The organism is Sphaerisporangium album, from assembly GCF_003323745.1.
Classification (GTDB): Bacteria; Actinomycetota; Actinomycetes; order Streptosporangiales; family Streptosporangiaceae; genus Sphaerisporangium; species Sphaerisporangium album.
Genome location: NZ_QOIL01000015.1, coordinates 232,505 through 256,345, shown reverse-complemented (window position 1 = coordinate 256,345; position 23,841 = coordinate 232,505). Strand labels below are relative to the sequence as shown.

The window sequence follows — 23,841 nt, the reverse complement described above, 5'->3', positions numbered from 1 at the left end:
CGGTCCAGACCACCCGCTCGAAATTGGGCTACGGACAGCGGGTTATACCGGGAAATCGCCGTACAGCGGTAGCGGCCAGTCCACCCCCGCCAGGTCGGACACCACGAGATCGGCCGCGGACAGCTCGCTCGCGTGGTGCGTCGTGGCGACCCCGACACAGGTCATACCCGCCGCCTTGGCCGCCGCGATCCCCGCCAGCGAATCCTCGAAGGCCACGCACTCCCCCGGACGGACGCCCGCGGCGCGGGCGCCCAGGAGAAAACCGGACGGATCCGGCTTCCCGACCGTGACGTCCTCGGCGGAGACGATGGTCCGGACCACGTCGCCGACCCCGACGAGCTCCAGGCAGCTCTCGGCCCACCACCGGTGCGCCGAGGTGACGAGCACCACGGGCAGGCCGTGGCCGTCGATCCGCCGGATCAGGTCGGCGGCGCCCGGCACCGGGCTGATCTCGGGAAGCCCCGGCCGGTCCAGGTAGGAGATCAGCTCGGCCAGCAGGTCCTCGACGCGCCTGCCGGGGAAGAGCGTGGCCTTCTCGGCGAGCACGTCGGGCCCCCTGCGGCCCATGAACTCCCTGAGCAGGGTCTCGTCGTGGTCCACTCCGTGGTTGGTCAGCAGAAGGCCCCACAGCACCAGACTCCGGCGCTCACTGTCGATCAAGGTGCCGTCCAGGTCGAACAACGCGGCCTTCGCTCCCACCCGCCCGTCACTCCCCTTTGGTCCAGTTTTCAACGCTCCACTGTCTGCCCATCCAACATGTCCGGAGCTCCCGGGATTTCCCCGGCCCCGGCGGAGCACCGCTCCCAGGGCCTCAGTGCCACAGGAAGAGCCCGTCACCCGCCCGGACGGCCCCGGAGGGGACGAGGGCGCCGACGGTGCCCGGCAGGGCGTCCAGGGCCACCACCGGGCACATCGGGGACCTGCCGCCCGCCTCGACCAGGGCGGGATCCCAGGCGACGACGGGCCGCCCGGCGCGCACCCGCTCCCCCTCCGCGGCCAGGACGCGGAACCCCTCGCCCCGCAGCTCCACCGTGTCGATGCCGAGGTGCACCAGCACTCCCCGGCCGTCGTCGCCCACGATCACGTAGGCGTGCGGGTGGAGCTTGACGATCGTGCCGTCGATCGGGGCGACCGCCGTGCCCGGCTCCCTGGCCGGGTCGATGGCGGTGCCGAGCCCGACCAGGCCTTCGGCGAACACCGGATCGGGCACGGCGGCAAGCCCCACGACACGACCCGCCACAGGGGCGAGGACAGTGGTCATGGCAGGTTCACCTTCCGGCGTCCCGGCGGTGGGGTTCAGGCGATTCCAGGCGGTCCGGGCGGCCTCCGACGAGAGGCCGCCCCCTCAGGCGATGAGATCGTCGATGTCGGAGGCGATGGTGTCCGCGTCGGGGCCCACCACCACCTGCACGACGTTGCCCGCCGCCATCACTCCGTGGGCGCCCGCGGCCCGCAGGGCGGCGTGGTCGACCTTGGAGGCGTCGCGAACCTCGGTGCGCAGGCGCGTGATGCAGGGTTCGATGTCGATGATGTTGTCGGCTCCCCCGAGCCCGGCGATGATCGCACTCGCGTCTGCCGCCATTTCGGACCTCCTCGATACGCCCGGGGCAACGCTAGTGACGCTAATCGGTCTGCGTCACCTTGTTGAGGCCCCGCGGGGAGTCCGGGTCGATGCCGCGACGGCGCGCGAGCGCCTCGGTCACGAGCTGGCCGGGGATGATCAACCCCATGGGGGCCACCCACTCGGGCAGCGCGGGCCCGTTGAGCGCCGCGGTGGAGGCGGCGGCGAGCTCGTCCCCGCCGCCGACGCCGAACGCGGACGCTCCAGCGCCGGTCACCCGCCGCGCGAGCGCGACCGTGCCCTGCAATGTCGGCCCCTCGCCGGCCGCGATCAGCAGCGCGGGAGTGCTCTCGTCCACGACGGCGATCGGCCCGTGCAGCAGGTCGGCGTACGACAGGCCCATGGCGTGCAGGTAGCAGGCCTCCTTGAGCTTCAGGGCCGTCTCCAGCGCGGTCGAGAAGGCCATGCCCCGGCCGGAGACGACGACGCCGGAGACCTCGGCCAGCCCGTCCACGACCGCGTCCAGGTCGCCGGGGTCGGCGATGAGCGCCTCGACGGCGTCCGGCACGCGCTGGAGGTCGTCGGCGTCGACGTCGGCGCCGAGCCCGAGCGCCAGCACGGCGAGGGCGGCGAGCTGGGTGGTGTAGGTCTTGGTGGCGGGGACGGCCTTCTCTTCGCCCGCGACGGTGCACAGCGCCAGGTCGGCGGCCTGGGCGAGCGGGGACTCCTCGCCGCCGTTGGTGATCGCCACGGTGGAGGCGCCGCAGTCCTTGGCCCAGGCCAGCGTCTCGACGATCTCCTCGGTCCTGCCCGACTGGGACAGCGCGACGGCGAGCACGCCGCCGAGGTCGAGCTTGCGCTTGTAGGTGGTCGCGATGGAGGGGGCGGCGAGCGAGGACAGCCGTCCGGCGTGCGCCTCGATCAGGTAGCGGCCGTACACGGCGGCGTTGTCGGAGGTGCCCCTGGCGATGAAGACGAGCTGCCGCGCGCCGCCGGCGAGGCCCTTGACCTCGTCGACCCTGGGAAGCAGGGCGTCGAGGGTGGCTCGCAGGGCGGCCGGCTGCTCGGCTATCTCGCTGCGCATCTTGGTCGTCATCCGTGCCCGTCCTTCAGCTTCGGAGGGCGAGATCGGGCCGTTATCGATCCGTCGCCGGTCCGTACGTTGACACTTATTTCTGGCTTGTGGTCTAGTCCGGACTAGACCAGTACAAACTTTAACGTATGCCGACGTTGAGATCGAGAGGAGAGATAGTGGCCCAGATCGACCCCGACAGCCCCGTGCCGAAGTACTTCCAGCTTCGCGAGATCCTCCTCGACCTCATCGAGAGCAACGAGCTTTCCATCGGGGCGGCGATCCCCTCCGAGCGGGAGCTGTGCCAGCGCTTCGGCCTGTCGCGCATGACTGTACGCCAGGCGGTCGACCACCTCGTCTCCGAGGGGCGGCTCCACCGCGTCGCGGGCAAGGGCACGTTCGTGGCCCGTCCGAAGATCGAGATGGCGCTACGGCTCACGTCCTTCAGCGACGACATGCGGGCGCGCGGCATGGAGCCCGGCTCGCGCGACCTGGACCGGCGGGTGGTCCGGGCCAGCGCGCACCTCGCGCGCGAACTCGGCATACAGCCGGGCGAGGCGGTCCACTTCATCGAGCGCCTGCGGACGGCCGACGGGGAGCCGCTGTGCATCGAACGGGCGCACATCCCTGTATCTTTCGCGCCGGATCTGGCATCGTTCGACCTGTCCGGCCGGTCCCTCTACGCGCTCCTTGAGACGCGCCACGGGGTCGTGCTGGACGCCGGAGAGCTGACCATCGACGGGGGCATCGCCGATCCGGGCGACGCCGACCTGCTCAAGCTCCCCCGGGGCGGGGCCGTGCTGCTGCTCCAGCGGCGGTCGTTCTCGGGCGGCGTCTGCGTCGAGTTCGGGGTGTCGACCTATCGCGCCGACCGGTACCAGCTCCGCACGGTGCTGGAGATCCCGACGCGGCGTAGCTGAATCCTCCCTTCCCATACCTGGAGGAAAGCCGATGAGCTCCGCCTCGACCGATGCGGGCCTCCCCGCGCCCCCGCCCCCGAGATCCGGCGCCATGGCGATCCTGTCGCGGATCGGCCGCTCGCTGATGCTGCCGATCGCCGCCCTCCCCGCGGCGGGCCTCCTCTTCCGGCTCGGCCAGGACGACCTCCTCGGACGCACCCAGAACGCCGCGCTGGACAAGATCGCCGAGGTGGTGGGCGGCGCGGGCGCGGCGCTCTTCGAGAACCTCCCCCTGCTCTTCGCGATCGGCGTGGCGGTCGGGTACGCGCGGCGCTCCGACGGGTCGACGGCCCTCGCCGCGTTGGTCGGTTACCTTGTGTTCGACCGGGTGTCCAAGCTGCTGTTCTTCGACGCCTCCGGCTACGCCGTGCACACCCGCGTGGCCCAGACGGTCGTCGGCGCGGACGGCAGGACGTCGCAGGTGCTCAACCTCGGGGCGGGCAACCCGACCGGCGTGCTCGGCGGCATCGTGATCGGGCTCGTCGCGGCCGTCCTCTACCAGCGCTACTACCGCGTCAAGCTGCCCACCTGGCTGGCGTTCTTCGGCGGGCGCCGGTTCGTCCCGATCGTCACGGCCTTCGCCGCGCTGATCCTCGGCGTGGTGTTCGGCCTGCTCTGGCAGCCGGTCGGCGAGTGGATCACCGGGTTCGGACGCTGGCTCGCCGACCACTCCACCGCGGGCGCGGGCATCTACGGCCTCTTCAACCGGCTGCTCATCCCCCTCGGCCTGCACCACTTCCTCAACTCGATCGTGTGGTTCCAGGTGCCGGACTGCACGGTCGCGGGCCGGCAGTTCGCGGGCGACCTGACCTGCTACCTCCAGGGCGATCCCGGATCCGGCGAGTTCATGGCCGGGTTCTTCCCCGTCATCATGTTCGGCCTGCCCGCCGCCGCCATCGCCATCTGGCGGGCCGCCCCGCCCCACCGCCGCCGCGCCGTGGGCGGCATCATGATCTCGGCGGCGCTCGTGGCGTTCGTGACCGGGGTCACCGAGCCGATCGAGTTCGCGTTCATCTTCGTCGCGCCGCTGCTGTTCGTCATCCACGCCCTGCTCACCGGCCTTTCGATGGCCCTGGTCGCGGCCATGGACGGGCACCTGGGGTTCAACTTCTCCGCCGGCGCCATCGACGCGGCGCTGAACGCCACCAAGTCCAACACCGACAAGTTCTGGCAGATCATGCTGCTCGGCCTGATCTACGCGGTGGTGTACTACGTGGTGTTCAGCTTCCTGATCAAACGGCTGGACATCTTCACCCCCGGGCGGGAGCCCGAGCCGGACCCGGACTCCGGCGAGCCCGCCGCTCCCCCCGGCGGCCGCGGCTCGTGACGCGCCCGGACGCGGTCCGCGTGACCGGTCCGTGACAACGCGCATCAGCCCGGCCGGGCGGGTGCTCCTTAGTGTCGTCCCGATTCGCCGACGACTCCGGAGTGCCCGCGATGTCCCGTCTCTCCCGCCCCATCACGCTCCCCGCGCTGCGTACCGTCCCCCCGGCCGACCCTCCGTACGACGAGGAGCGCCGCCCCGGCTCGCCGCCGACGGCCCCCGTTCCCCCGCAGGGCTCGCCGGCCGTCGCCTGCGACGGGCCGCCGCCCGAGACACGCCCCGTCGCGCTCGCCGCCCGGAGCGGCGCCTCGCCCGACGAGCGCGGGCTGCGCGGCCTCGGCCAGGCCCTCGCCGAGGTGCTGGCGGGGCGGCGTCCGCCGGGCGGCGTGGCCGACCGCCTGACCGGCCGGGCGTACGCCGAGCTGGTGCGGGCCGGACGCATGATCGACACCAGACGGCCGCCGGTGGCGGGCACCCCGCACGTGCACCGGCCGTGCGACGGCGTGGTCGAGGCCTGCATGCTCGTCCGCTGCGGCGAGCGAAGTCGCGTGCTGGCGCTGCGGGTCGAACGCCGGGGCGTCCAGTGGCTGTGCACGGACTTCGAGACGGCCTGAACGTGGAACGGCCCCGTGACCTGTGCGGGTCACGGGGCCGGGTGATCCGGGCCCTCGGCCGCCGGCGCGGCGGTCGAGGGATGGGACGGTCAGGCGCTGACGTGCTTCGGGTCGCCGTGGCAGCGCTTGTACTTCTTGCCCGAGCCACAGGGGCACGGCGCGTTGCGCTCGACGTTGCCGTAGGCCGCGCGCTCCTCGGCGGTGGTGCGCACGCGGGTCTGCTCGACCTCGCCGCTCTCGCCCGGCGCGCTGTAGATCATCTCGGTGGGACGCTGCGGGCGGCGCAGCGCCTTGGAGATGATCGCCTCGGTCTCGCTGACCCCGGCGTCCTGCGGCACCTCTTCGACGATCGGGTTGTCCTGCACCTCGACCTCAAGGTTGAACAGGTAGCCGACCGACTCCTCCTTGATGCCGTCGAGCATCGCGGTGAACATGTCGAAGCCCTCGCGCTGGTACTCGATCAGCGGGTCGCGCTGGGCGTAGGCCCGCAGGGCGATGCCCTCCTGCAGGTAGTCCATCTCGTACAGGTGCTCGCGCCACTTGCGGTCGAGCACCGACAGGATGACCCGGCGCTCCAGCTCGCGCATGGTGTCGGAGCCGAGCGTCTCCTCGCGCTTGGCGTACGCGGCGAGGGCGTCGGCCTTGACCCAGTCGGTGATGAGCTGCGGCGTGAGGTTCTCGCGCTCGCCGCCGGCCTCGCTCTCGATGAGCTCCTCGACCGTGCCGGTGATCGGGTAGAGCTGCTGGAACGCCTTCCACAGCTTGTCCAGGTCCCACTCTTCGGCGAAGCCCTCGGAGGTGGCCGCCTGGACGTACCCCTCGACGACGTCGGTGACGAAGGTGCTGACCTGCTCGTGCAGGTCGGCGCCCTCCAGAACGCGGTGGCGCTCGGCGTAGATCACCTTGCGCTGGCGGTTCATGACCTCGTCGTACTTGAGGACGTTCTTGCGGATCTCGAAGTTCTGCTGCTCGACCTGGTGCTGGGCCGAGGCGATGGCCTTGGAGACGATGCCGGACTCGATCGGCACGTCCTCGGGGATGTTCAGCCGCGTCATGATCATCTCGACGCGGGCGGCGTTGAACAGCCGCATCAGGTCGTCCTCGAGGGACAGGTAGAAACGCGACTCGCCCGGGTCGCCCTGACGGCCGGAACGACCGCGGAGCTGGTTGTCGATGCGGCGGGACTCGTGGCGCTCGGTGCCGAGAACGTAGAGGCCGCCGAGCTCGACGACCTCCTCGTGCTCGGCCTTGACGGCCTCCCTGGCCTTCTCGAGCGCCTCGGCCCACGCCTTCTCGTACTCGTCGGGGGTCTCGGACGGGGACAGGCCGCGCTGCTGAAGCTCCAGGTCGGCGCGGAACTCGGAGTTGCCGCCGAGCATGATGTCGGTGCCTCGACCGGCCATGTTCGTCGCGACCGTGACGGCGTGCTTGCGGCCCGCCTCGGCGACGATCGCGGCCTCACGGGCGTGGTTCTTGGCGTTCAGGACCTCGTGCTGGACGCCCACGCGCTTGAGCATCTTGGAGAGCTTCTCGGACTTCTCGACCGAGGTGGTGCCGACCAGGACCGGCTGGCCCTTCTCGTAGCGCTCCTTGATGTCGGCCACGCAGGCCGCGAACTTGGCGTCCTCGCTCTTGTAGACGACGTCGGCCTGGTCGCGGCGGATCATGGGCCGGTTCGTCGGGATCGGGATGACGCCGAGCTTGTAGGTCTGGTGGAACTCGTTCGCCTCGGTGGCCGCCGTACCGGTCATGCCGGCGAGCTTGGCGTAGAGGCGGAAGTAGTTCTGCAGCGTGATCGTGGCGAGGGTCTGGTTCTCGTCCTTGATCTTCACGGACTCCTTGGCCTCGATGGCCTGGTGCATGCCCTCGTTGTAGCGGCGGCCGTGGAGCACGCGGCCCGTGAACTCGTCGACGATCAGGACCTCGCCGTCGACGACGATGTAGTCCTTGTCCTTCTTGTACAGCTCTTTCGCCTTGATGGCGTTGTTCAGGAAGCCGACGAGGTGGGTGTGCTCCGGCTTGTACAGGTTGTCGATGCCGAGCCAGTCCTCGACCTTCTCGACACCGGCCTCCAGGACGCCGACCGTGCGCTTCTTCTCGTCGACGATGTAGTCGCCGGTGCTCTCTTCGCCGTCCTTGCCCTCGACGCCGCGGCGGAGGCGGGGGACGATCTTGGCGAACTCCTGGTACCACTTGCCGGACTGCTCGCCGGGGCCGGAGATGATCAGCGGCGTGCGGGCCTCGTCGATCAGGATGGAGTCGACCTCGTCCACGATGCCGAAGTTGTGGCCGCGCTGGACGCACTCTTCGAGCGACCACGCCATGTTGTCGCGCAGGTAGTCGAAGCCGAACTCGTTGTTGGTGCCGTAGGTGATGTCCGCGTTGTACTGGCGGCGGCGCTCGTCGGACGGCATGTTCGCCAGGATGACGCCGACCTCCAGGCCCAGGAAGCGGTGGATGCGGCCCATCGTCTCGGCGTCGCGCTTGGCGAGGTAGTCGTTGACGGTGATGACGTGGACGCCCTTGCCGGAGATGGCGTTGAGGTAGGCCGGCAGCGTACAGGTCAGGGTCTTGCCCTCACCGGTGCGCATCTCGGCGATGTTGCCGAGGTGCAGGGCTGCGCCGCCCATGATCTGAACGTCGAAGTGGCGCTGGCCGAGGACGCGGCTGGCCGCCTCGCGGACGGTGGCGAAGGCTTCGGGAAGCAGATCGTCGAGGGATTCGCCGTCGGCGTGACGCTGCTTGTACTCGTCGGTCAGCGCCCTCAGCTCTGCGTCGCTCAAACTCTTGAAGTCGGCCTCGATGGAGTTGACCTGCTCGGAGATCCGCTTCAGCTTGCGCAGAACCTTGCCCTCACCGGCGCGAAGGATCTTGTCGAAAATGGCTGGCACTTTTTGTAAAGCTCCTCGCAGGTCTGTACCGCGGCCCGGCGGCCGGGACATGAGGACGTAACAGAGTTCCCCGTAACCATGGTAGGCGGTTTCACCACCGCACACAGCCACCGTCAATGACGCTGTCGGGGCCGCCGGAGTTCCCGGCTTCCCCCCTGCCGGACCGTTTACACGGGTTACACCGGTACGGCCTGCGGCGACCGGTGGTGACGTTGTATATCGTGCGACGGTAAGGGGAGGGAATCTTTGCCACGTGGCGCGCCCCCTCCCGACGTCACGCGAGTCGAACGAGATCGAGGAGTCAGGATGGCCGAGAGCGCACCGGCGCCGGCACACGGCGGGCAGTCCCACGCGGGGCGTCCGACCTCATGGCTGGCCGTCACCGTGATCCTTCTGGGGTTCACCATCGGCGGGGTGGCCCTGTGCCTCGGCCCGAACTGGTTCCTGTTCTGGCTCGGCGGCGGCATCGTCGTGGTCGGCGGCATCCTCGCCCTCATCTTCGACATCTTCTCGGACGTCATCGAGGACGCCCCCCGCGAGATCGCCGTCCAGGAGCACCACTCCCCCTTCGAGAGGCACGGCGCCTGATTCGCCCCAGGCACAGAACACCTTCATAGGGGCTTTGTCGGTGGCAGGCTCTACCATCGGTCCATGCCCAGTGGTCTCCCCGCTCCCGTGACAGAGCTCTCCGCCGACGACGCCCGCCGCCTCATCCTGCGCGCCCAGGGGTTCCTCGGCGCCGACTCGCGGCGGGGCGGGGTGGGCGCGATGCTGCGGCGCCTGGCGGCCGTCCAGCTCGACACCATCTCGGTGCTCGCCCGCTCGCACGAGCTGGTCGCCTACGCGCGGCTCGGGGCGGTGGGCAGGGCCAAGGTGGAGCGGGCCTACTGGCACGACCCGGCGTCGGCGTTCGAGTACTGGTGCCACGCCGCCTGCGTCCTGCCGATCGACCACTGGCCGCTGTACGCCTTCCGCCGCCGCGCCTACCGCGACCGGCGGTTCCGCTGGCACGAGGTGCCGCCCACCATCGACAAGGTGCTCCAGCAGGTGCGAGACGAGGGTCCCCTCACGACCACCGAGCTCGGCGGCGCCAAGAACGGCGGCCCGTGGTGGGACTGGTCCGATGTCAAGATCGCGGTCGAGTTCCTGCTCGACATCGGCGAGGTGGTGTGCACGCGCCGCGTCGGCTGGCGGCGGGTGTACGACGTCGCCGACCGCGTCGTCCCGGCCGCCCTTCTGGGACAGGAGCTGACCGACGCCGAGTGCGTCGTGCGGCTGGCGCGCGTCGCCGGGGCGGCCCTCGGGGTGGCCACCCGCGCCGACATCGTCGACTTCCTGCGGCTCAAGGGCGTGTACGCGACCATGCTCGACGACGCGCTGCTGGACGGGTCCGCCGGGCTCGTCCCCGTCCGCGTCTCCGGGTGGGCCGCCGCGCGCCGGGCCGGGACCGGGGCGGCCGCGGGGCGGGCGGTCGCCAACGCGTGGGCCGATCCCCTGGCGCTGGAGTCCGCGCCGAAGGGCCGCCACCGCACGACCCCGCTGTCGCCCTTCGACTCCCTGGTGTGGGACCGGGCCCGCACCGAGCGGGTGTTCGGCTTCACCCACCGCCTGGAGGCGTACGTCCCGAAGGACAAGCGGGTGCACGGCTACTTCACGATGCCGGTGCTCGCCGGCGGCCGCCTGATCGGCCGCGTCGACCCCGCCCGCGAGGGCACGACGTTCGTCGCCCGCCACGTCGCCTTCGAGCCGGGCCCGACCGGCCGCGTCCCCGCGGCCGCGGTCGAGGCCATGAGCCAGGCTCTGCACGAGGCCGCGACGTGGGTCGGCTGCGACACCGTCCGCGTGGACCGCGTCAGCGCGCCCGAGCTGGCTCTCCCGCTCCAGGCGGCTCTGCGCGAAAGCTGAAGTGACTCCCCGCCGTGGGCTTGGGCGCCTGAAGGGCGCACAAGCCCCGCGCGAACGAACAGAGGGCCATCAGCACGGACGACCGCTCAGGTTATTTCGAGCAGGCGCTCCCGCACGGCGTAGACCACGGCTTCCATGCGGGAGTGGAGTTGGAGCTTCTCCAGGATGTTGCGGACGTGGTTCTTCACCGTGTTCTCGGAGATGAAGAGCTCCTTGGCGATCTCGCGGTTGTTCATGCCCTTGGCGACCAGGCGGAGCACCTCCATCTCGCGCTCGGTGAGCCTGGGGACGGGGAGCTGCGGCGGCCGCTCGGCCTCCTTGCGGCTCATGTTGGCGAACTCGCTGATGAGCTTCGCCGCCATCGCCGGGTTGATCAGTGACTGTCCTTCGTGCACGCCGCGCACGGCGTCGGGGACCTCGTCGATCTGGACGTCCTTCAGCAGGTAGCCCGTGGCCCCGGCCTTGATCGCCTCGAAGAGGTCTTCTTCCTCGTCGCTGACGGTCAGCATGATGATCCGCGCGCTCGGGACCGAGGCCTTGATCACCCGGGTCGCCTCTATGCCCCCCTGACGGGGCATGCGGACGTCCATGAGGACCACGTCGGGCAGGAGGCGGTCGGCGATCTCGACCGCCTCCTGACCATCGCTCGCCTCGCCGACCACATCGATGTCCGGCTCCGCGGCCAGCGCCAGTTCCAGGCTCCGCCGGATCAGCGCGTGATCGTCAACGATCAGCACGCGGATCGGCTCGTCACGCCCGGAGCGGCCGGCCGTTTCGTCGGTCTGCGTCACGCCTCCTCCTCGTGGGGAGCCTGATCGCGCCGGGTAGGTCGATCCCTACCGCACGACGCTCCCGCGACCCGTCGGAACCGCCATCATTACATGGGTTTCCGGGTCGCGGGGTTGGTCGAGAGGATCTTCGAACGCCGCGGTTACTGTTCTACGAGCCGCAACACTCCGTACGCGTACCCGACACGTCGGTACACGACGCTGGGATGCCCGGATTCCTTGTCTCTGAACAGGTAGAAATCATGGCCGACGAGTTCCATCTCCAGCAGTGCCTGGTCGATGGTCATCGGGTCGGCGTTGTGGAACTTCTCGCGGACGACGAGGGGGCCGTCGCCGTCCATCTCGATCGGCACGATGGGTTCTTCGAAGCCGGAGTCGCGCGGGGCGCGGCCGGCCTTCTCCTGGGCCTGGGGCTCGGCGGGAAGCGGTTCGGGCAGGGGCTCGTAGGTGTCCGCCAGGGCGGAGGTGAGGGCGGCCACCGATGGGGGGCAATGGTTGCCGTGGTGGACCTTCCGCCGGTCGGCGATGCGCCGGAGCCGTCCTTCGAGTTTGCCGAGGGCGATGTCGAGCGCCGCGAAGCGGTCGTCGGCCGACGCCTCGGCACGGATCGCCGGACCCTTGGAGTGGATGGTCAGCTCGACCCGCTCCCGGTCTTCCGTCGCCCGCACGTTCGCTTCCTTGGACACCTCCACATCGACGCGTATGAGCTTGTTGTCCAGTCGTTCGATCCTGGCCAGCTTGGTCGTCACGTGATCGCGGAACCGGTCACTCACACTGGTGTGCCGTCCCTTGACGATGATGTCCACTCAAAGGCCCCCCTTCGTATCGACTGCGAGGAGGGCACCCGTCCGGCCGACCTGGTCTTCGTCCCCACATCCGCCTGCTGAGGGTCTCGCGGCTCTGTGCCACTACTGCCCTTCTCTTCTGACGGAGGACATCTGGACCTCCGGGAAGGCAGGACTTACCTCTAAGCCGCACCGTGATCGGTCGACAAAGAGTCGCCTTACGTGGGCCGTTTCGCCTGCGGCTGGCATCGGCTAGCCGGGCCGGCCCCTCTGCGGGGGTCGGTCCGGCGCAACCACGGACCCGAACGGGTGCCATGCTCAGACGCTAGTCGCTGCCGGGCCGAATGTCAGCCGCGGGAGCGCCCAAAGGATCACATTGAGTGATTTCCTTGAGGATCCGAGCCCTGGAGCAGACCCCACGTTGGCCGTGCTCGTGCTCGGCGCCGACGGCCTTCCTGTGTCCCGTGAGCTGCACCTTTCACACTCCCCGGTACGGACATGTGTCCCCGGGGGCAGCCGAGCGTTTTGGTGATTTCATTACTGTTCGTAATCTTTTTCAGTCTGATGTCGCCGGGCGTGTCGGGCGTGTCACAAATGCCGCCGGGTCGCCGCGAGCGCCACCGCGAGGGGGACCGCGACGCCCTCGGCGCGCAGCGCGCCCGCCGCCTCGGCGAGCGTCGCCCCCGTCGTCACGATGTCGTCCACGAGCACCGCCACCGGGCGCGCCGAGAGCCGCCCGCGCGCGGCGGTGGACGCCATGGCGCGCCAGGTACCGGGCCCCGCGACCTCGAAGGCTCCCGCGAGATTTCCGGCGCGCTCGGACGCGCTCAGGCCCGCCTGGTCGCGCACGTGCCGCCGGTGCCTGAGCACGGGGGCGGCCACGACCGGGCAGCCCCGCGCCCGCAGCCGGCGCGCGGCGAGCGCGGCCAGCCGCCCGACGGGATCGTGCCCGCGCCGCCGCACGGCGCGCGGAGAGCTCGGCACCGGGACCAGCAGCAGCGGGGCCGTGGGCGTCCCCGCGGCGGCGACGAGCGTGGCGACCAGGCAGGCGGCCAGCGCGGGCCGCAGGGCCGTGCGGCCGCGTTCCTTGTAGGCGAGGATCACCCGGCGCGGGACGCCCTCGTACGGGGCGGCCGCCCAGCACTCGGGCAGCCCGCGCGGCGAGGAGCCGGGCGGCCTGGGGAACGGGTCGGCGCGCATGCGCCCCAGACAGGGGGGACACAGGACGGCGCCCGCCCCGCCGCACCCGGCGCAGCGCGGCGGAAGGATCAGGTCGAGGACGGTGGTCAGCACTCGTCCACCATGCGTCCCGGCACCGACGGAAATCCGGCCGCGCGCCTGGTCATCCGGGTTTTCCACAGCGCCTGGCCGCTTCCGGTCACGAACGCCCGTTCGTCCACAGGCCGGGTCACCCCAGCGGGTACATCGGAGCGCTCGCGCCGTTCTTCTCCAGCGGCGTCCACTGGCGCTTCTGCGTGTCCCACATCAGCACCTGGCCGTCCGAGGTGCCCGCGAGGACGGGCGCGGGCTCGGGCGCGGCGGTGATCGTCTCGATGCGTGCCGCAGACCTCGGCGTGTCGGTCACTCCCTGGGTGACCGACACGGCGGTCAGCTGCCGGTCGTTCTTGCTCCTGGTGAGGACCAGCAGCGTGCTCGCGTCGCGCCAGGCGATGTCGGCGATCTCCTGCCCCGCCTGGGCCGGGACGAGCGTGCGGACGTTCCTCACCTCCGTGCGGGACTTGGTGATCGCGCCGACCAGCACCTGCTGGCCGTGCCCGTCGTCGGAGACGACCGCCACGCGAACGCCGTCGCGGGCCACGCGGAACGCCGTGACGTCGGTGGGCTCCAGATCGGGGGCGCTGACCGGAACCGGGCGGGACGCCTCGCGCGCCCGCAGGACCTGTGACCTGCGCGGCCCGGCCCGGGAGACCGACCAGAGGTCGCCGTGCCGGTCCCAGGACGGCGGGGTGAGGCCGGGCGCCTCCAGCCAGCGCTCCCACGGGCTGCCGGGCGCGGCGCCGGTGACCCAGATCCTGCCGCCGCCCTTCTCCAGGGCGGCCACCCGCGAGAAGCTCCGGTCGGACACCGCGAGGGAGGTGAGCTGCCGCGCCGGGCCGGCGCCCGCGGAGAGCGGCTCGTCCTTGTCCTTGTCGATGACGTACAGCCTGCCCTGCCGCAGGTACAGCGCCTGGGCGCTCGCGTCGACGACGTCGGGGTCGTACCCCTGGTAGTCGCGGGGGGCGATGATGAACGGCCCGCCGGGGAACTGCTCGCCGTTGACCCTGACCTCGATGCGCCGCGACTCGGTGAGCGGCTTCAGCGTCCAGGACAACTGGGCCGACAGGGCCCTCTTGTACCGCGCGACCCGGGCCGAGTCGACCACGTCGGAGGTGAAGTCGACCACGACGGTGTCGCCCTCGACGGTGACGTCGTTGACGTCGCTGACGTCCACGTCGCCGCCGAACGCCGATTCGACGGCGTCCTGGAGCGGCGTGGTCGGCCCGGCGAGCAGCCGCTGGACCAGCGACTTGGCCAGCCCCTGGCTGGGGTTGATCGGCACCCACACCTGGTCGATGACCAGGCCTTCGAGGTCGCCCGCCGCGAAGTAGAGGTCGAAGGACCGGTAGGCGCGCTTGAAGTCGTCGTTGGACAGCAGAAGCCCGGCCGGGGCCGTGGAGATGCGCCACTGGCCGCGGACCCGCACCAGCGTGAAGCCGCGGCTGAGGTCGTTGCTCGCGGAGGCGTCCCGGGGCACGTAGTGGCTGTCGCCGTCCAGTTCGCCGAGCTTGACACCCTTCAGCGTGACGTGCGCCTGCGTGAGGTCGTCCCCGGGCGTGTCGGTCTTGACCTCGCCCTGGTCGTAGATCATCACGGCGTCGAAGGGACTCCAGGTGCGTTGCGCGTCGCCGGTGAGGTACTGCTTGGCGACGGTGCGCAGGGGGTCGTCGAAGCTGGCCGCTGCGGCGAGGAAGCCGCTGACGATCTCGGTCGGCAGGGCGTTCGGCTTCGGGGGCGCGGGCAGCATGCGCACGTACGGCTGGCTGAGCGGGTCGTTCTTGCCCGGCCCCCGCGCCGTGAAGATGTTGCCCCCGGTCCGCACCGTGGAGCACGCGGAGGAGGCGACCGCGAGGGCGGCCATGACCAGCGCGCAGAGCGCGGCCGTCGAAGGTCTAGTCCGCATCGAAGGCCCCCTCGACCGCGGGCGACAGCACCGGAGTGGCGTGGCCGCGCCAGGTGCGCCGCATCTCGATCTCCGGCGGCACCAGCGGCAGCGGCGAGCCGCGCAGCTCGGCCCCCGCCTGCCGGGGCAGCGACAGCCGGAACTGCGACCCCTCGCCCGGTATGCCCCAGGCTTGCAGCCAGCCGCCGTGCAGCATGGCGTCCTCGCGCGATATCGCCAGGCCGAGGCCGGTCCCGCCGATCGTGCGGGCCCGCGAGGGGTCGGCACGCCAGAAGCGGTCGAACACCATGTTCTCCTCGCCCGGCTTCAGGCCGACCCCGTGGTCGCGCACGGCCACGGCCACCGCGTCGCGGTCGGCGCCGAGGGCGACGACGATGTCGCGGCCCTCACCGTGCTCGATGGCGTTGAACAGCAGGTTCCGCAGTATGCGCTCGACACGGCGGCTGTCCACCTCGGCCATGCAAGGCTCGCCGGGAAGCCGCAGGTCGAGCCGGGTCGCCCGGCGCTCGGCGAGCGGCTGGGAGTCGCCCACGGCGCGCAGCACGACGTCGCGCATGTCCACCGAGTCGATGTCGAGCGTCGCGGCCCCGGCGTCGTACCGGCTGATCTCCAGCAGGTCGGCGAGCATGGACTCGAAGCGTTCGAGCTGGTTCTGCATCAGCTCGGCCGCGCGCGCGGTGGCCGGGTCGAACTCCTCACGGCTCTCGTACAGCAGGTCGGCGGCCATGCGGACGGTGGTCAGCGGCGTGCGAAGCTCGTGGGAGACGTCCGAGACGAACTGCCGTTGCACCTGCGACAGCTCCTCGAGCTGGTGGATCTTCAGGGCGAGGTTGGACGCCATCTCGTTGAACGAGGCGGCCAGGCGCGCCAGGTCGTCCTCGCCGCGCACCTTCAGCCGTTCCTCCAGCCTGCCCGCCGCCAGCCGCTCGGCCGCCTGCCGGGTGAGCCGGACCGGCGTGACCACCTGCCGCGTCACCAGCGACGCCACCGCGGCCAGCAGCAGCACCAGCGCAACGCCGACCACGAACAGCCACTGCTGGACGGCGGACAACGTCTTGACGTCGTCGTCCAGCGGGAAGAAGTGGTAGATCTCGTAGCCGTCGACGAGCGCGCCGAGTGCCAGCGCGGGCACCGCCTCGGTCCTGCCCACGTAGTACAGCGGGGTGTACTGCGCGGGCGTCTCGCCGTCCTTCGCCCGGTAGACGGTGTCGCGCAGCTTCTGGGGAACGCTCCTGGAGTCGACGTCGTTGGTGCCGCGATCCTGCCCCACCTGGCCCGCGTTGAGGATCACGACGCTGTAGCGGCCGTCGGCGCGCGTCGTGAGCGCGTTCGCGGCCTGGTCGACCGGGCTGGTGAAGATCAGCTCCGAGTCGTCGGCCTGCGAGGACGGCGTCTGCTTGCCCGGGGTGGCGAGCGGCTGGTTGAGGTAGCTCTCGACCGTCGTCACGTTGGCCCGCGCCTCGGCGGTCGCGGAGTCGAGCCGGCCGCGCAGGATGGCCGTGTCGATCATCTGCCACAGGAAGAAGCCCAGCACCGCGACCACCGTCATGGAGATCATGAGCGTGCTGGTGACCACCCTGAGCTGGAGCGAGCGCCGCCACACCCGCCGGACCCGGCCCGCGGCGCGGCGGGCACGCCTGCGGACGCCGCGTACGATCTGGCGCGGCGTCCGCCGTGTCTTCTTCTTCGGCTTGGGCCTTCCCCCCGGGCGTGCGGGGCCGGAGGAGCCGGGAAGGGGCGCGGTGGCCATGGAAGGTCCGGGGGTCACGGCACGGCCGGGCCTGCCTACGCCGGGCCGGCCTTGTAGCCGACGCCGCGGACGGTGACCACGATCTCCGGATGCTCAGGGTCCTTCTCGATCTTGGCGCGGAGCCGCTGGACGTGCACGTTGACCAGGCGCGTGTCGGCCGCGTGACGGTAGCCCCACACCTGCTCCAGCAGGACCTCGCGGGTGAAGACCTGGCGTGGCTTGCGGGCGAGCGCGACCAGCAGGTCGAACTCCAGCGGGGTGAGGTTGACGGTCTCCTCCTCCCGCTTCACCGAGTGGCCGGCGACGTCGATCGTGATGTCGCCGATCTGCAGGACCTCGGGGGTCGGCTCGTCGGTGCGGCGCAGCCGGGCGCGCACGCGCGCCACGAGTTCCTTCGGCTTGAACGGCTTGACGATGTAGTCGTCGGCGCCGGACTCCAGGCCGAGCACGACGTCGATCGTGTCGCTCTTGGCCGTCAGCATGACGATGGGCACGCCCGACTCGGCCCGGATGCGGCGGCAGACGTCGATGCCGTCGGCCCCGGGCAGCATCAGGTCGAGAAGGACCAGGTCCGGCCGGGTGTCACGGAACGCGTCCAGCGCCTTGTCGCCATCTGATACGAACGAAGGCTCGAAGCCCTCCCCCCGAAGGACAATGCCGAGCATCTCGGCGAGAGCGGCGTCGTCGTCGACGACCAGCACGCGTCCTTTCATGGCCCCTCATTCGTTCTGCACAGGTTCTAGAAGGTTGTGGTGAAACCGGGTAGACCGACCGAAGGCTACCCGCGTGTCATCGCGGGAGGATAAACGATCGAACGTTGGCTTCACCAAAGGCTGAATTTTAGGCGCACGTGACTCAACCCGCCAATGATCTGGCTCGACGAGCTTGCCATGTGGCGTGGCGCGGGAGTGTAGGGCCCCTCCCCAAGTCTGCGTCAAGTGGGCCGTACTCGGCCATCCCGTGACCTGATCACTTCGGTGAGAACCCCGAAGAGCCGCGCGACATGCCAGGATTGGGATATGTCAGACGGTCACGGCTCCGCGTCCAGTACCCCCGAGGGCTGGGCGAGCGACCAGCCTCCGCCGTACACCGGCCAGGGCGGGACGCCGTGGACGTCCCCCAGCGCGTCCGGCGGCTCCGGCGCCGCCGGCCAGGCACAGCCGGGTCAGGTCCCCCCAGGTCAGAGCGCCTCACCGCAGGACGGGCAGCAGCCGTTCGCGCCTCCGTCCGGGCAGCAGGGCTACGGGCGGCCGGGCTACGGGCAGGACCCGTACGGGCAGGTATACGGGCAGCAGCTTCCTGGGCAGGCGTACGGGCAGGACGCGTACGGGCAGGACGCGTACGGGCAGCAGCAGGCGTACGGCCAGGGCGGTTACGGCCATACCGGCTATGGGCAGGCCCCGGGTTACGGCGCGCCGCAGGGCTTCATGCCGCCCCCGGCGGCGCCGCGTCCCGGCATCATCCCGCTACGGCCGCTGGGCTTCGGCGAGATGCTCGACGGCACGATCAAGCTGATCCGGTCGAACCCGAAGGCCACGCTCGGCCTGTCGGCGATCGCCGCCGCCATCGGCACGCTGCCGCTGGCGATCGGCCAGGCGATGTACTACCGCTCGGTCGGCGACCTGATGGCGGACCCCATGACGATCCGGACCGACGTGCCGACGGGCGGCCTGGTGGCCCAGGTGGGCGGCGCGTTCCTTTCCTACGTCATGCAGTTCTTCCTGGTCACGATCCTGACGGGCATGCTGACGCGCATTCTCGGCCGTGCGGTGTTCGGCGGGCGGATCACGATCGGCGAGGCGTGGCGGCTCACCCGGTCGAGGTTGCCTGCCCTGTTCGGGCTGGCGCTGTTCACGGGGCTGATCGTCGCCGTGCCGCTGGTCGCCGGGGTCGTGCTGGTGGCCGCTCTGGCGGCCGCCGGGGCGAGCGTGGGATTCGTCGTGGTGTCGGCGATCGTGCTCGGCCTCGGCTACCTCGTCTACTGGGCGATCGTGACCACGCGCCTCGCGCTCGCGCCGGCCGCGGTGGTGCTGGAGCGGCACGGGGTGACCGCGGCGATGAGCCGGTCGTGGACGCTGGTCAGGGGCGCCTTCTGGCGGACGTTCCTCATCATCGTCGCCACACTGCTGCTCGGCGTGCTGATCGGCAGCCTCCTGTCGACGCCGGTCGGCATCCTCACCTTCATCGTGTCCTTCGGCGCGCCGGGCAGCTTCGGGGCCATGGTGATCACGACCGTACTGGCCATCGTCGGCGGCATCCTCAGCTCCATGATCACCTACCCCCTGCAGGCGGGCGTCAACGGGCTGCTCTACACCGACCGGCGGATGCGCGCGGAGGCCTTCGACCTGGTCCTGCGGACCGCCGCCGGGGAACAGCAGCGCCTGGGCTGGGTCCCGGCCGCCGCCGACGACCTGTGGCACCCGTCCCACGCGGCCGGCGTGCCCTACGGTCAGCCCGGACCGTACGCCCAGCATGCCCAGAACGCCCCTTACGGCCAGGCGGGGCCGTACGCGCAGAACGCCGCTTACGGTCCCGGCCAGGCGACGCCCTACGGGCCCGGCCCCGGCTCGCCCTACGGACCCGGGCCGGCAGGACCCCAGGGCCCCGGAGCGCCGTGACCGTTCCTATGATCATGTCCGTGATCGGCGCCGCGCCCCCGGGCCTCCTGACGATCTTCGACGACATCGGCCGCGACGAGGCGCGCCGCAAGGCCGTCGAGGAGCTGATCCGGCCCGAGTACCAGCAGGAGTCGCTGGTGGACCGCCTGATCAGGATCGTCGGGGAGTTCTTCGACGGCCTGCTGGACAGCACGCCCGGAGGCGTGCCCGGAGGCGTCGTCGCGCTCGTCGTCATCACCGTGCTCATCGCCGCCCTGGCGGGCCTGATCGTGTGGCAGGCGAGGAAGGCCACGCGCGGCCGCCGCGCCGCGCAGGAGGGCCTGTTCGGCACGGGGGAGCTCACGGCGGACGAGCACCGGCGGGAGGCCGAGCGCCTCGCCGGGGAGTCCCGCTGGGCGGAGGCCGTCCGCGAGCGGCTGCGCGCCATCGCCCGCGACCTGGAGCACCGCGCGATCGTCGCACCCCAGCCCGGACGCACGGCGGACGAGCTGGCCACCGCCGCGGGCGCCGAGCTGCCCGTGTTCGCGGACCGGCTCGCGCGGGCCGCGCGGCTGTTCGACGACGTGACCTACGGCCAGGACCCCGGGTCGGCGCAGGACTACGCGACGATGACCACCCTCGACGACGACCTGCGCGCCGCGCGTCCCGCGACGCCCGCGACGGCCGGCGCGCGCCCCTCGGCGGGCGGCCGATGAGCGTGCGGCCCGTGGGCGTGCAGGCGCCCCCGCGCGCGGCCGGCACCTCGGCCCCCGTGTCGCCGACGCCCCGCGGCCTGTGGCGCGGCGGCCGTGGCTTCGTGGCGCTCGGGCTCGCGGTGCTCCTCGTCGCCGTGGTGACCGCGCTCGTCACCGGCGCCTCCACCGAGGGCCGCCGCCTGGATCCGGCCGACGCGACGCTGACCGGGTCCAAGGCGCTCGCCCGGCTCCTGGCCGCCCGCGGCGTCCGGGTCGAGCGGGTCTCCACCGTGGAGGAGGTCGAGCGGCTGGACGGCCCGGACAGCCAGCTCCTGGTCTACGACACCTGGTCACTCAGCCCCGGCGACCTGGAGCGGCTTGGGAAGACCCGGGCCGACCGGCTGATCATCGGCTTCAGCTCCGCCCTGCCCGTGCTCGCCCCCGGCATCACGGCCCGGGGCTCGACGTCCCTGCGCTCGCGGGAGCCGGGCTGCGCGCTGCCCGCCGCCGCCGGCGCCGGCAGCGCGTACCTCGGCGGCCTGACCTTCGACGTGCCGGGCCGGGGCGCGCTCGGCTGTTACGCGGGCCCCGACGGGCCGAGCCTGGTCCGCGCGTTCGGCCCGCTCACGGGCCCGTCCGCGGTGACCGTCGCCGGGGACGGCTCCTTCATGACCAACCAGCGGCTCGCCGAGGACGGCAACGCGGCGCTCGCGCTCAACCTCGCCGGGACCAAGCCGGTGCTGATCTGGCTGGTCCCGGGCGACACCCCGGCCGCCGTGGGCTCGGGCCGCGCCACGCCGGGCGAGCTGGTCCCGGCCGGGGTGATCTGGGCGCTGGTCCAGCTCGTCGTCGCCCTGCTGGTGGTGGCGCTGTGGCGGGGACGCCGCCTCGGCCCGGTGGTGGTCGAGCGCCTGCCCGTGGTCGTCCGCGCCGCCGAGACGGTCGAGGGACGGGGCCGCCTCTACCGCGCCCGCCGGGCCCGCGACCGCGCCTCCGCCGCGCTGCGGGCGGCGAGCGCGTCCCGGCTCACCCCCCGGCTCGGCCTGCCGGGGGACGCGACCGCCGACGAGATCGTCGCCGCGGCCGCCCTGAAGTCGGGGCAGGATGCGGTGTGGGTCCGTTCGGTCATGTACGGCCCGATACCGGCGGACGACGCCGGGCTCGTCGCCCTCGCGGGCCACCTGGACACCTTGGAAAGGCAGGTACGAGAGTCGTGACCACACCTCCGCCCGGAGGCCCGCCCGGGGCAACGCCCGACCGGCCCACCCCGCCCATGGCCCCCGGGCCGCGTCCCTCGGCCGAGGGTCTCGCGGACGCGCCCGCGCGGCCCGCCGCCGTCCCCCCGGGTCTCACCGGTCCCCCCGGTCCCGCAGTCCGGGGCACGCGCGAGGGCGACCTGGCCAGGGACGCGCTCGCAGCGCTGCGCGCCGAGGTCGGCAAGGCCGTCGTCGGGCAGGACGCCGTGGTGACCGGCCTGGTCATCGCCCTGCTCTGCCGGGGCCACGTGCTGCTGGAAGGCGTGCCCGGCGTGGCCAAGACGCTGCTCGTGCGCACGCTGGCCGCCACCCTGGCCCTGGACTTCAAGCGCGTCCAGTTCACCCCCGACCTGATGCCCGGCGACGTCACCGGCTCGCTGGTGTACGACGCCAGGACGGCCGAGTTCGCCTTCCGCGAGGGCCCGATCTTCGCCAACCTGCTGCTCGCCGACGAGATCAACCGCACCCCTCCGAAGACCCAGGCCGCGCTGCTGGAGGCCATGGAGGAGCGCCAGGTCAGCGTGGACGGCTCCCCCGTCAGGCTGCCCGACCCGTTCGTGGTGATCGCCACGCAGAACCCCATCGAGTACGAGGGCACCTACCAGCTCCCCGAGGCGCAGCTCGACCGGTTCCTGCTCAAGCTGACCGTGCCGCTGCCGCCGCGCGACCAGGAGATCGCGGTGCTCGAACGCCACGCGCTGGGCTTCGACCCCAAGGATCTCTCGCACGTCAAGCAGGTCGCCTCCGCCGCCGACCTCGCCGCGGGCCGGGCCGAGGTCGCCAAGCTGCACGTGGCCCCCGAGGTGCTCGGCTACGTCGTCGACCTGGCCAGGGCCACGCGCATGTCGCCCTCGCTACAGCTGGGCGTCTCGCCGCGCGGGGCGACCGCGCTGCTGGCGGCGGCCCGCGCCTGGGCCTGGCTGTCTGGCCGCTCCTACGTCACGCCCGACGACGTCAAGGCGCTGGCCAAGCCCGCGCTGCGGCACCGCGTCCAGTTGCGCCCGGAGGCCGAGCTGGAGGGCGCCACGGCGGACGGCCTGCTGGACGGCGTGCTGGCCTCGGTCCCGGTCCCCCGCTGATGGCGCTGACGGGCCGCGCCGGGCTGATCGCCGCGCTCGGCGCGATCGTCGTGCTGGTCGCGCCGCGGCCCGCCTACGCGGTGCTCGGCCTGCTGCTCGTGCTCGGCGCGCTGGTCATGGTGGACCTGCTGTTCGCGGGCGGCGTGCGCCCGCTGCGCTTCCGGCGCGGCGGCGAGCGGCTCGTCCGGCTCGGCGAGTCGGTGGCCGTCGAGTTGATCGTGGAGAACCCTGGACGCCGCCGCGTGCGGGGCACGGTGCGCGACGCCTGGCCTCCGTCGGCGGGCGCCAGCCCTCGTCACCTGCGCCTGGACGTCCCCGCCGGGGAGCGGCGCCGCCTGGTCACGACGCTGACGCCGACGCGGCGCGGCGACCGCGAGGCCGTCACGGTGACCGTGCGCTCGCTCGGGCCGCTCGGGGTGGCCGCGCGGCAGGGCTCCCACCGCGTGCCGTGGGCGGTCCGCGTGCTGCCGCCGTTCCTGAGCCGCAAGCACCTGCCCGCCAAGCTGTCGAAGCTGCGGGAACTGGAGGGCGTGCACCCGGCGCTGGTGCGCGGCCAGGGCACCGAGTTCGACTCCCTGCGCGAGTACGTCGTGGGCGACGACGTGCGGTCGATCGACTGGCGTGCCACGGCGCGGCGCGCGGACGTCGTGGTCCGGACGTGGCGGCCCGAGCGCGACCGGCGCGTGCTGATCGTCCTGGACACCGGCCGCACCTCGGCCGGCCGCGTGGGCACCTCGCCCCTGCCGCTTCCCCATCCGGGCACGCCGGTCTCGCCGGCCACCGGAGCGGTCCCGGCGAGCGCCGCCGCCGGGTGGCCGCGCCTGGACTGGTCGATGGACGCGGCGCTGCTGCTCGCCGCCCTCGCCACCCGCGCGGGCGACCGGGTGGACTTCCTGGCCCACGACCGCGTCGCGCGCGCGTGGACGTCCGGCGCCTCGCGCACCGACTCGCTGTCCGCGCTGGTCAACGTGATGGCCCCCCTTGAGGCCGAGCTGGTGGAGGCCGACGCCGAGCGCATGGTGGCCACGGTCATGTCCCGCGCCAGGCGGCGCTGCCTGGTCGTCCTGCTGACGGACCTGAACCCCGCGGCCATGGACCAGGGCCTGCTGCCCGTGCTGCCGCAGCTCTCGTCGCGCCACCTGGTGCTCGTGGCCGCCGTCGCCGACCCCCGCGTGGCCGAGATGGCGGCGGGCCGCGGCACGTCCGAGGCGGTGTACGACGCGGCGGCGGCCGAGCACCTGCGCGGCGAGCGCGCCCGCCTGACCGCCCGCCTGCGCCGCCACGGCTGCGAGGTGGTGGACGCCACCCCCGACGACCTCGCCCCGGCCCTGGCGGACGCCTACCTCGCCCTCAAGGCCGCCGGCCGCCTCTGACGCGGCGGCGG

The 23,841-nt window shown here is 72.0% G+C and carries 21 protein-coding genes; 10 read left to right on the top strand and 11 right to left on the bottom strand.

Going from position 1 to position 23,841, the window contains the following annotated elements; translation table 11 throughout:
- Nucleotides 1-42 precede the first annotated feature (42 nt).
- The 4 genes from DQ384_RS25990 to DQ384_RS25975 form a co-directional block, all read right to left on the bottom strand.
- Entirely contained in the window at nucleotides 43-699 is a 657-nt protein-coding gene (locus DQ384_RS25990) for an HAD family hydrolase (protein WP_245966783.1), read from the bottom strand.
- Between the two features lie 112 nt (nucleotides 700-811).
- On the bottom strand, nucleotides 812-1,261 hold the full coding sequence (locus tag DQ384_RS25985; RefSeq protein WP_114031486.1) for a PTS sugar transporter subunit IIA: 450 nt from the start codon (nucleotides 1,259-1,261) through the stop codon (nucleotides 812-814).
- Nucleotides 1,262-1,345: 84 nt separating this feature from the next.
- Complete coding sequence (locus tag DQ384_RS25980; RefSeq protein ID WP_114031485.1) at nucleotides 1,346-1,582, bottom strand: PTS sugar transporter subunit IIB; 237 nt, start codon at nucleotides 1,580-1,582, stop codon at nucleotides 1,346-1,348.
- Nucleotides 1,583-1,622: 40 nt separating this feature from the next.
- Nucleotides 1,623-2,657: an SIS domain-containing protein gene (locus DQ384_RS25975; RefSeq protein ID WP_114031484.1), complete on the bottom strand. Its 1,035-nt coding sequence runs from the start codon at nucleotides 2,655-2,657 to the stop codon at nucleotides 1,623-1,625.
- Between the two features lie 155 nt (nucleotides 2,658-2,812).
- Here DQ384_RS25975 and DQ384_RS25970 point away from each other — a divergent pair, with 155 nt between their 5' ends.
- From DQ384_RS25970 to DQ384_RS25960, 3 genes are all read left to right on the top strand, one after another.
- Nucleotides 2,813-3,553 carry a GntR family transcriptional regulator gene (locus tag DQ384_RS25970; RefSeq protein WP_245966782.1) on the top strand — a complete coding sequence of 247 codons (741 nt, stop codon included), beginning with the start codon at nucleotides 2,813-2,815 and terminating at the stop codon, nucleotides 3,551-3,553.
- Nucleotides 3,554-3,584: 31 nt separating this feature from the next.
- On the top strand, nucleotides 3,585-4,919 hold the full coding sequence (locus DQ384_RS25965; protein WP_114031482.1) for a PTS transporter subunit EIIC: 1,335 nt from the start codon (nucleotides 3,585-3,587) through the stop codon (nucleotides 4,917-4,919).
- Nucleotides 4,920-5,029: 110 nt separating this feature from the next.
- Nucleotides 5,030-5,530: an Rv3235 family protein gene (locus tag DQ384_RS25960; RefSeq protein ID WP_114031520.1), complete on the top strand. Its 501-nt coding sequence runs from the start codon at nucleotides 5,030-5,032 to the stop codon at nucleotides 5,528-5,530.
- An 89-nt stretch (nucleotides 5,531-5,619) separates the two neighbouring features.
- On the opposite strand, the gene secA is transcribed toward DQ384_RS25960, so the two are convergent.
- Complete coding sequence (gene secA / locus DQ384_RS25955; RefSeq protein WP_114031481.1) at nucleotides 5,620-8,421, bottom strand: preprotein translocase subunit SecA; 2,802 nt, start codon at nucleotides 8,419-8,421, stop codon at nucleotides 5,620-5,622.
- Nucleotides 8,422-8,727: 306 nt separating this feature from the next.
- Here secA and DQ384_RS25950 point away from each other — a divergent pair, with 306 nt between their 5' ends.
- Together DQ384_RS25950 and DQ384_RS25945 are read left to right on the top strand one after the other, a co-directional pair.
- Nucleotides 8,728-9,009, top strand: a complete 282-nt coding sequence (locus DQ384_RS25950) for an HGxxPAAW family protein (protein ID WP_114031480.1) — start codon at nucleotides 8,728-8,730, stop codon at nucleotides 9,007-9,009.
- Nucleotides 9,010-9,072: 63 nt separating this feature from the next.
- Complete coding sequence (locus tag DQ384_RS25945; RefSeq protein ID WP_114031479.1) at nucleotides 9,073-10,326, top strand: winged helix-turn-helix domain-containing protein; 1,254 nt, start codon at nucleotides 9,073-9,075, stop codon at nucleotides 10,324-10,326.
- A gap of 86 nt (nucleotides 10,327-10,412) precedes the next feature.
- Here the strand turns inward: DQ384_RS25945 and DQ384_RS25940 are convergent, their stop codons facing one another.
- The 6 genes from DQ384_RS25940 to mtrA all read right to left on the bottom strand — a co-directional run bounded on the left by DQ384_RS25940 (nucleotide 10,413) and on the right by mtrA (nucleotide 17,543).
- Nucleotides 10,413-11,117 carry a response regulator gene (locus DQ384_RS25940; RefSeq protein ID WP_114031478.1) on the bottom strand — a complete coding sequence of 235 codons (705 nt, stop codon included), beginning with the start codon at nucleotides 11,115-11,117 and terminating at the stop codon, nucleotides 10,413-10,415.
- A gap of 140 nt (nucleotides 11,118-11,257) precedes the next feature.
- Nucleotides 11,258-11,920 carry a ribosome hibernation-promoting factor, HPF/YfiA family gene (gene hpf / locus DQ384_RS25935; protein ID WP_114031477.1) on the bottom strand — a complete coding sequence of 221 codons (663 nt, stop codon included), beginning with the start codon at nucleotides 11,918-11,920 and terminating at the stop codon, nucleotides 11,258-11,260.
- A gap of 567 nt (nucleotides 11,921-12,487) precedes the next feature.
- Nucleotides 12,488-13,192, bottom strand: coding sequence for a ComF family protein (locus tag DQ384_RS25930; protein WP_114031476.1), 705 nt, complete (start codon nucleotides 13,190-13,192; stop codon nucleotides 12,488-12,490).
- Nucleotides 13,193-13,307: 115 nt separating this feature from the next.
- Nucleotides 13,308-15,080 (bottom strand): LpqB family beta-propeller domain-containing protein, encoded by a 1,773-nt coding sequence (locus DQ384_RS25925; protein ID WP_114031475.1) that lies wholly within the window; start codon nucleotides 15,078-15,080, stop codon nucleotides 13,308-13,310.
- Entirely contained in the window at nucleotides 15,070-16,830 is a 1,761-nt protein-coding gene (gene mtrB, locus DQ384_RS25920; RefSeq protein ID WP_114031474.1) for an MtrAB system histidine kinase MtrB, read from the bottom strand. The genes DQ384_RS25925 and mtrB overlap by 11 nt, the downstream gene beginning before the upstream one ends.
- Nucleotides 16,831-16,865: 35 nt before the next feature.
- Nucleotides 16,866-17,543, bottom strand: coding sequence for an MtrAB system response regulator MtrA (gene mtrA, locus DQ384_RS25915; protein WP_114031473.1), 678 nt, complete (start codon nucleotides 17,541-17,543; stop codon nucleotides 16,866-16,868).
- Between the two features lie 306 nt (nucleotides 17,544-17,849).
- On the opposite strand from mtrA, the gene DQ384_RS43725 reads away from it, so the two are divergent.
- From DQ384_RS43725 to DQ384_RS25885, 5 genes are read left to right on the top strand one after another with little or no spacing between them, the layout of a single operon-like run.
- On the top strand, nucleotides 17,850-19,448 hold the full coding sequence (locus DQ384_RS43725) for a DUF7847 domain-containing protein (protein ID WP_114031472.1): 1,599 nt from the start codon (nucleotides 17,850-17,852) through the stop codon (nucleotides 19,446-19,448).
- Between the two features lie 20 nt (nucleotides 19,449-19,468).
- Nucleotides 19,469-20,143, top strand: coding sequence for a DUF4129 domain-containing protein (locus tag DQ384_RS25905; RefSeq protein ID WP_245966781.1), 675 nt, complete (start codon nucleotides 19,469-19,471; stop codon nucleotides 20,141-20,143).
- A complete protein-coding gene (locus DQ384_RS25900; RefSeq protein WP_245966780.1) occupies nucleotides 20,140-21,339 on the top strand; it encodes a DUF4350 domain-containing protein in 1,200 nt (399 codons plus the stop codon). Before DQ384_RS25905 ends, DQ384_RS25900 begins: the two co-directional genes overlap by 4 nt.
- Nucleotides 21,336-22,457, top strand: coding sequence for an AAA family ATPase (locus tag DQ384_RS25890; RefSeq protein ID WP_245966779.1), 1,122 nt, complete (start codon nucleotides 21,336-21,338; stop codon nucleotides 22,455-22,457). The genes DQ384_RS25900 and DQ384_RS25890 overlap by 4 nt, the downstream gene beginning before the upstream one ends.
- The gene (locus DQ384_RS25885; protein WP_114031469.1) at nucleotides 22,457-23,830 is read left to right on the top strand and encodes a DUF58 domain-containing protein; all 1,374 of its coding nucleotides are present in this window, start codon (nucleotides 22,457-22,459) and stop codon (nucleotides 23,828-23,830) included. Before DQ384_RS25890 ends, DQ384_RS25885 begins: the two co-directional genes overlap by 1 nt.
- The last annotated feature ends 11 nt before the right edge of the window (nucleotides 23,831-23,841 follow it).

What these genes read in the sequence shown, in the direction of transcription:
- DQ384_RS25985 (WP_114031486.1), bottom strand. Translation starts at nt 1,261, where the DNA reads ATGACCACTGTCCTCGCCCCTGTGGCGGGTCGTGTCGTGGGGCTTGCC.
- DQ384_RS25980 (WP_114031485.1), bottom strand. Translation starts at nt 1,582, where the DNA reads ATGGCGGCAGACGCGAGTGCGATCATCGCCGGGCTCGGGGGAGCCGAC.
- DQ384_RS25975 (WP_114031484.1), bottom strand. Translation starts at nt 2,657, where the DNA reads ATGACGACCAAGATGCGCAGCGAGATAGCCGAGCAGCCGGCCGCCCTG.
- DQ384_RS25965 (WP_114031482.1), top strand. Translation starts at nt 3,585, where the DNA reads ATGAGCTCCGCCTCGACCGATGCGGGCCTCCCCGCGCCCCCGCCCCCG.
- DQ384_RS25960 (WP_114031520.1), top strand. Translation starts at nt 5,030, where the DNA reads ATGTCCCGTCTCTCCCGCCCCATCACGCTCCCCGCGCTGCGTACCGTC.
- DQ384_RS25950 (WP_114031480.1), top strand. Translation starts at nt 8,728, where the DNA reads ATGGCCGAGAGCGCACCGGCGCCGGCACACGGCGGGCAGTCCCACGCG.
- DQ384_RS25945 (WP_114031479.1), top strand. Translation starts at nt 9,073, where the DNA reads ATGCCCAGTGGTCTCCCCGCTCCCGTGACAGAGCTCTCCGCCGACGAC.
- DQ384_RS25925 (WP_114031475.1), bottom strand. Translation starts at nt 15,080, where the DNA reads ATGCGGACTAGACCTTCGACGGCCGCGCTCTGCGCGCTGGTCATGGCC.
- mtrB (WP_114031474.1), bottom strand. Translation starts at nt 16,830, where the DNA reads ATGGCCACCGCGCCCCTTCCCGGCTCCTCCGGCCCCGCACGCCCGGGG.
- mtrA (WP_114031473.1), bottom strand. Translation starts at nt 17,543, where the DNA reads ATGAAAGGACGCGTGCTGGTCGTCGACGACGACGCCGCTCTCGCCGAG.
- DQ384_RS43725 (WP_114031472.1), top strand. Translation starts at nt 17,850, where the DNA reads ATGTCAGACGGTCACGGCTCCGCGTCCAGTACCCCCGAGGGCTGGGCG.
- DQ384_RS25900 (WP_245966780.1), top strand. Translation starts at nt 20,140, where the DNA reads ATGAGCGTGCGGCCCGTGGGCGTGCAGGCGCCCCCGCGCGCGGCCGGC.
- DQ384_RS25885 (WP_114031469.1), top strand. Translation starts at nt 22,457, where the DNA reads ATGGCGCTGACGGGCCGCGCCGGGCTGATCGCCGCGCTCGGCGCGATC.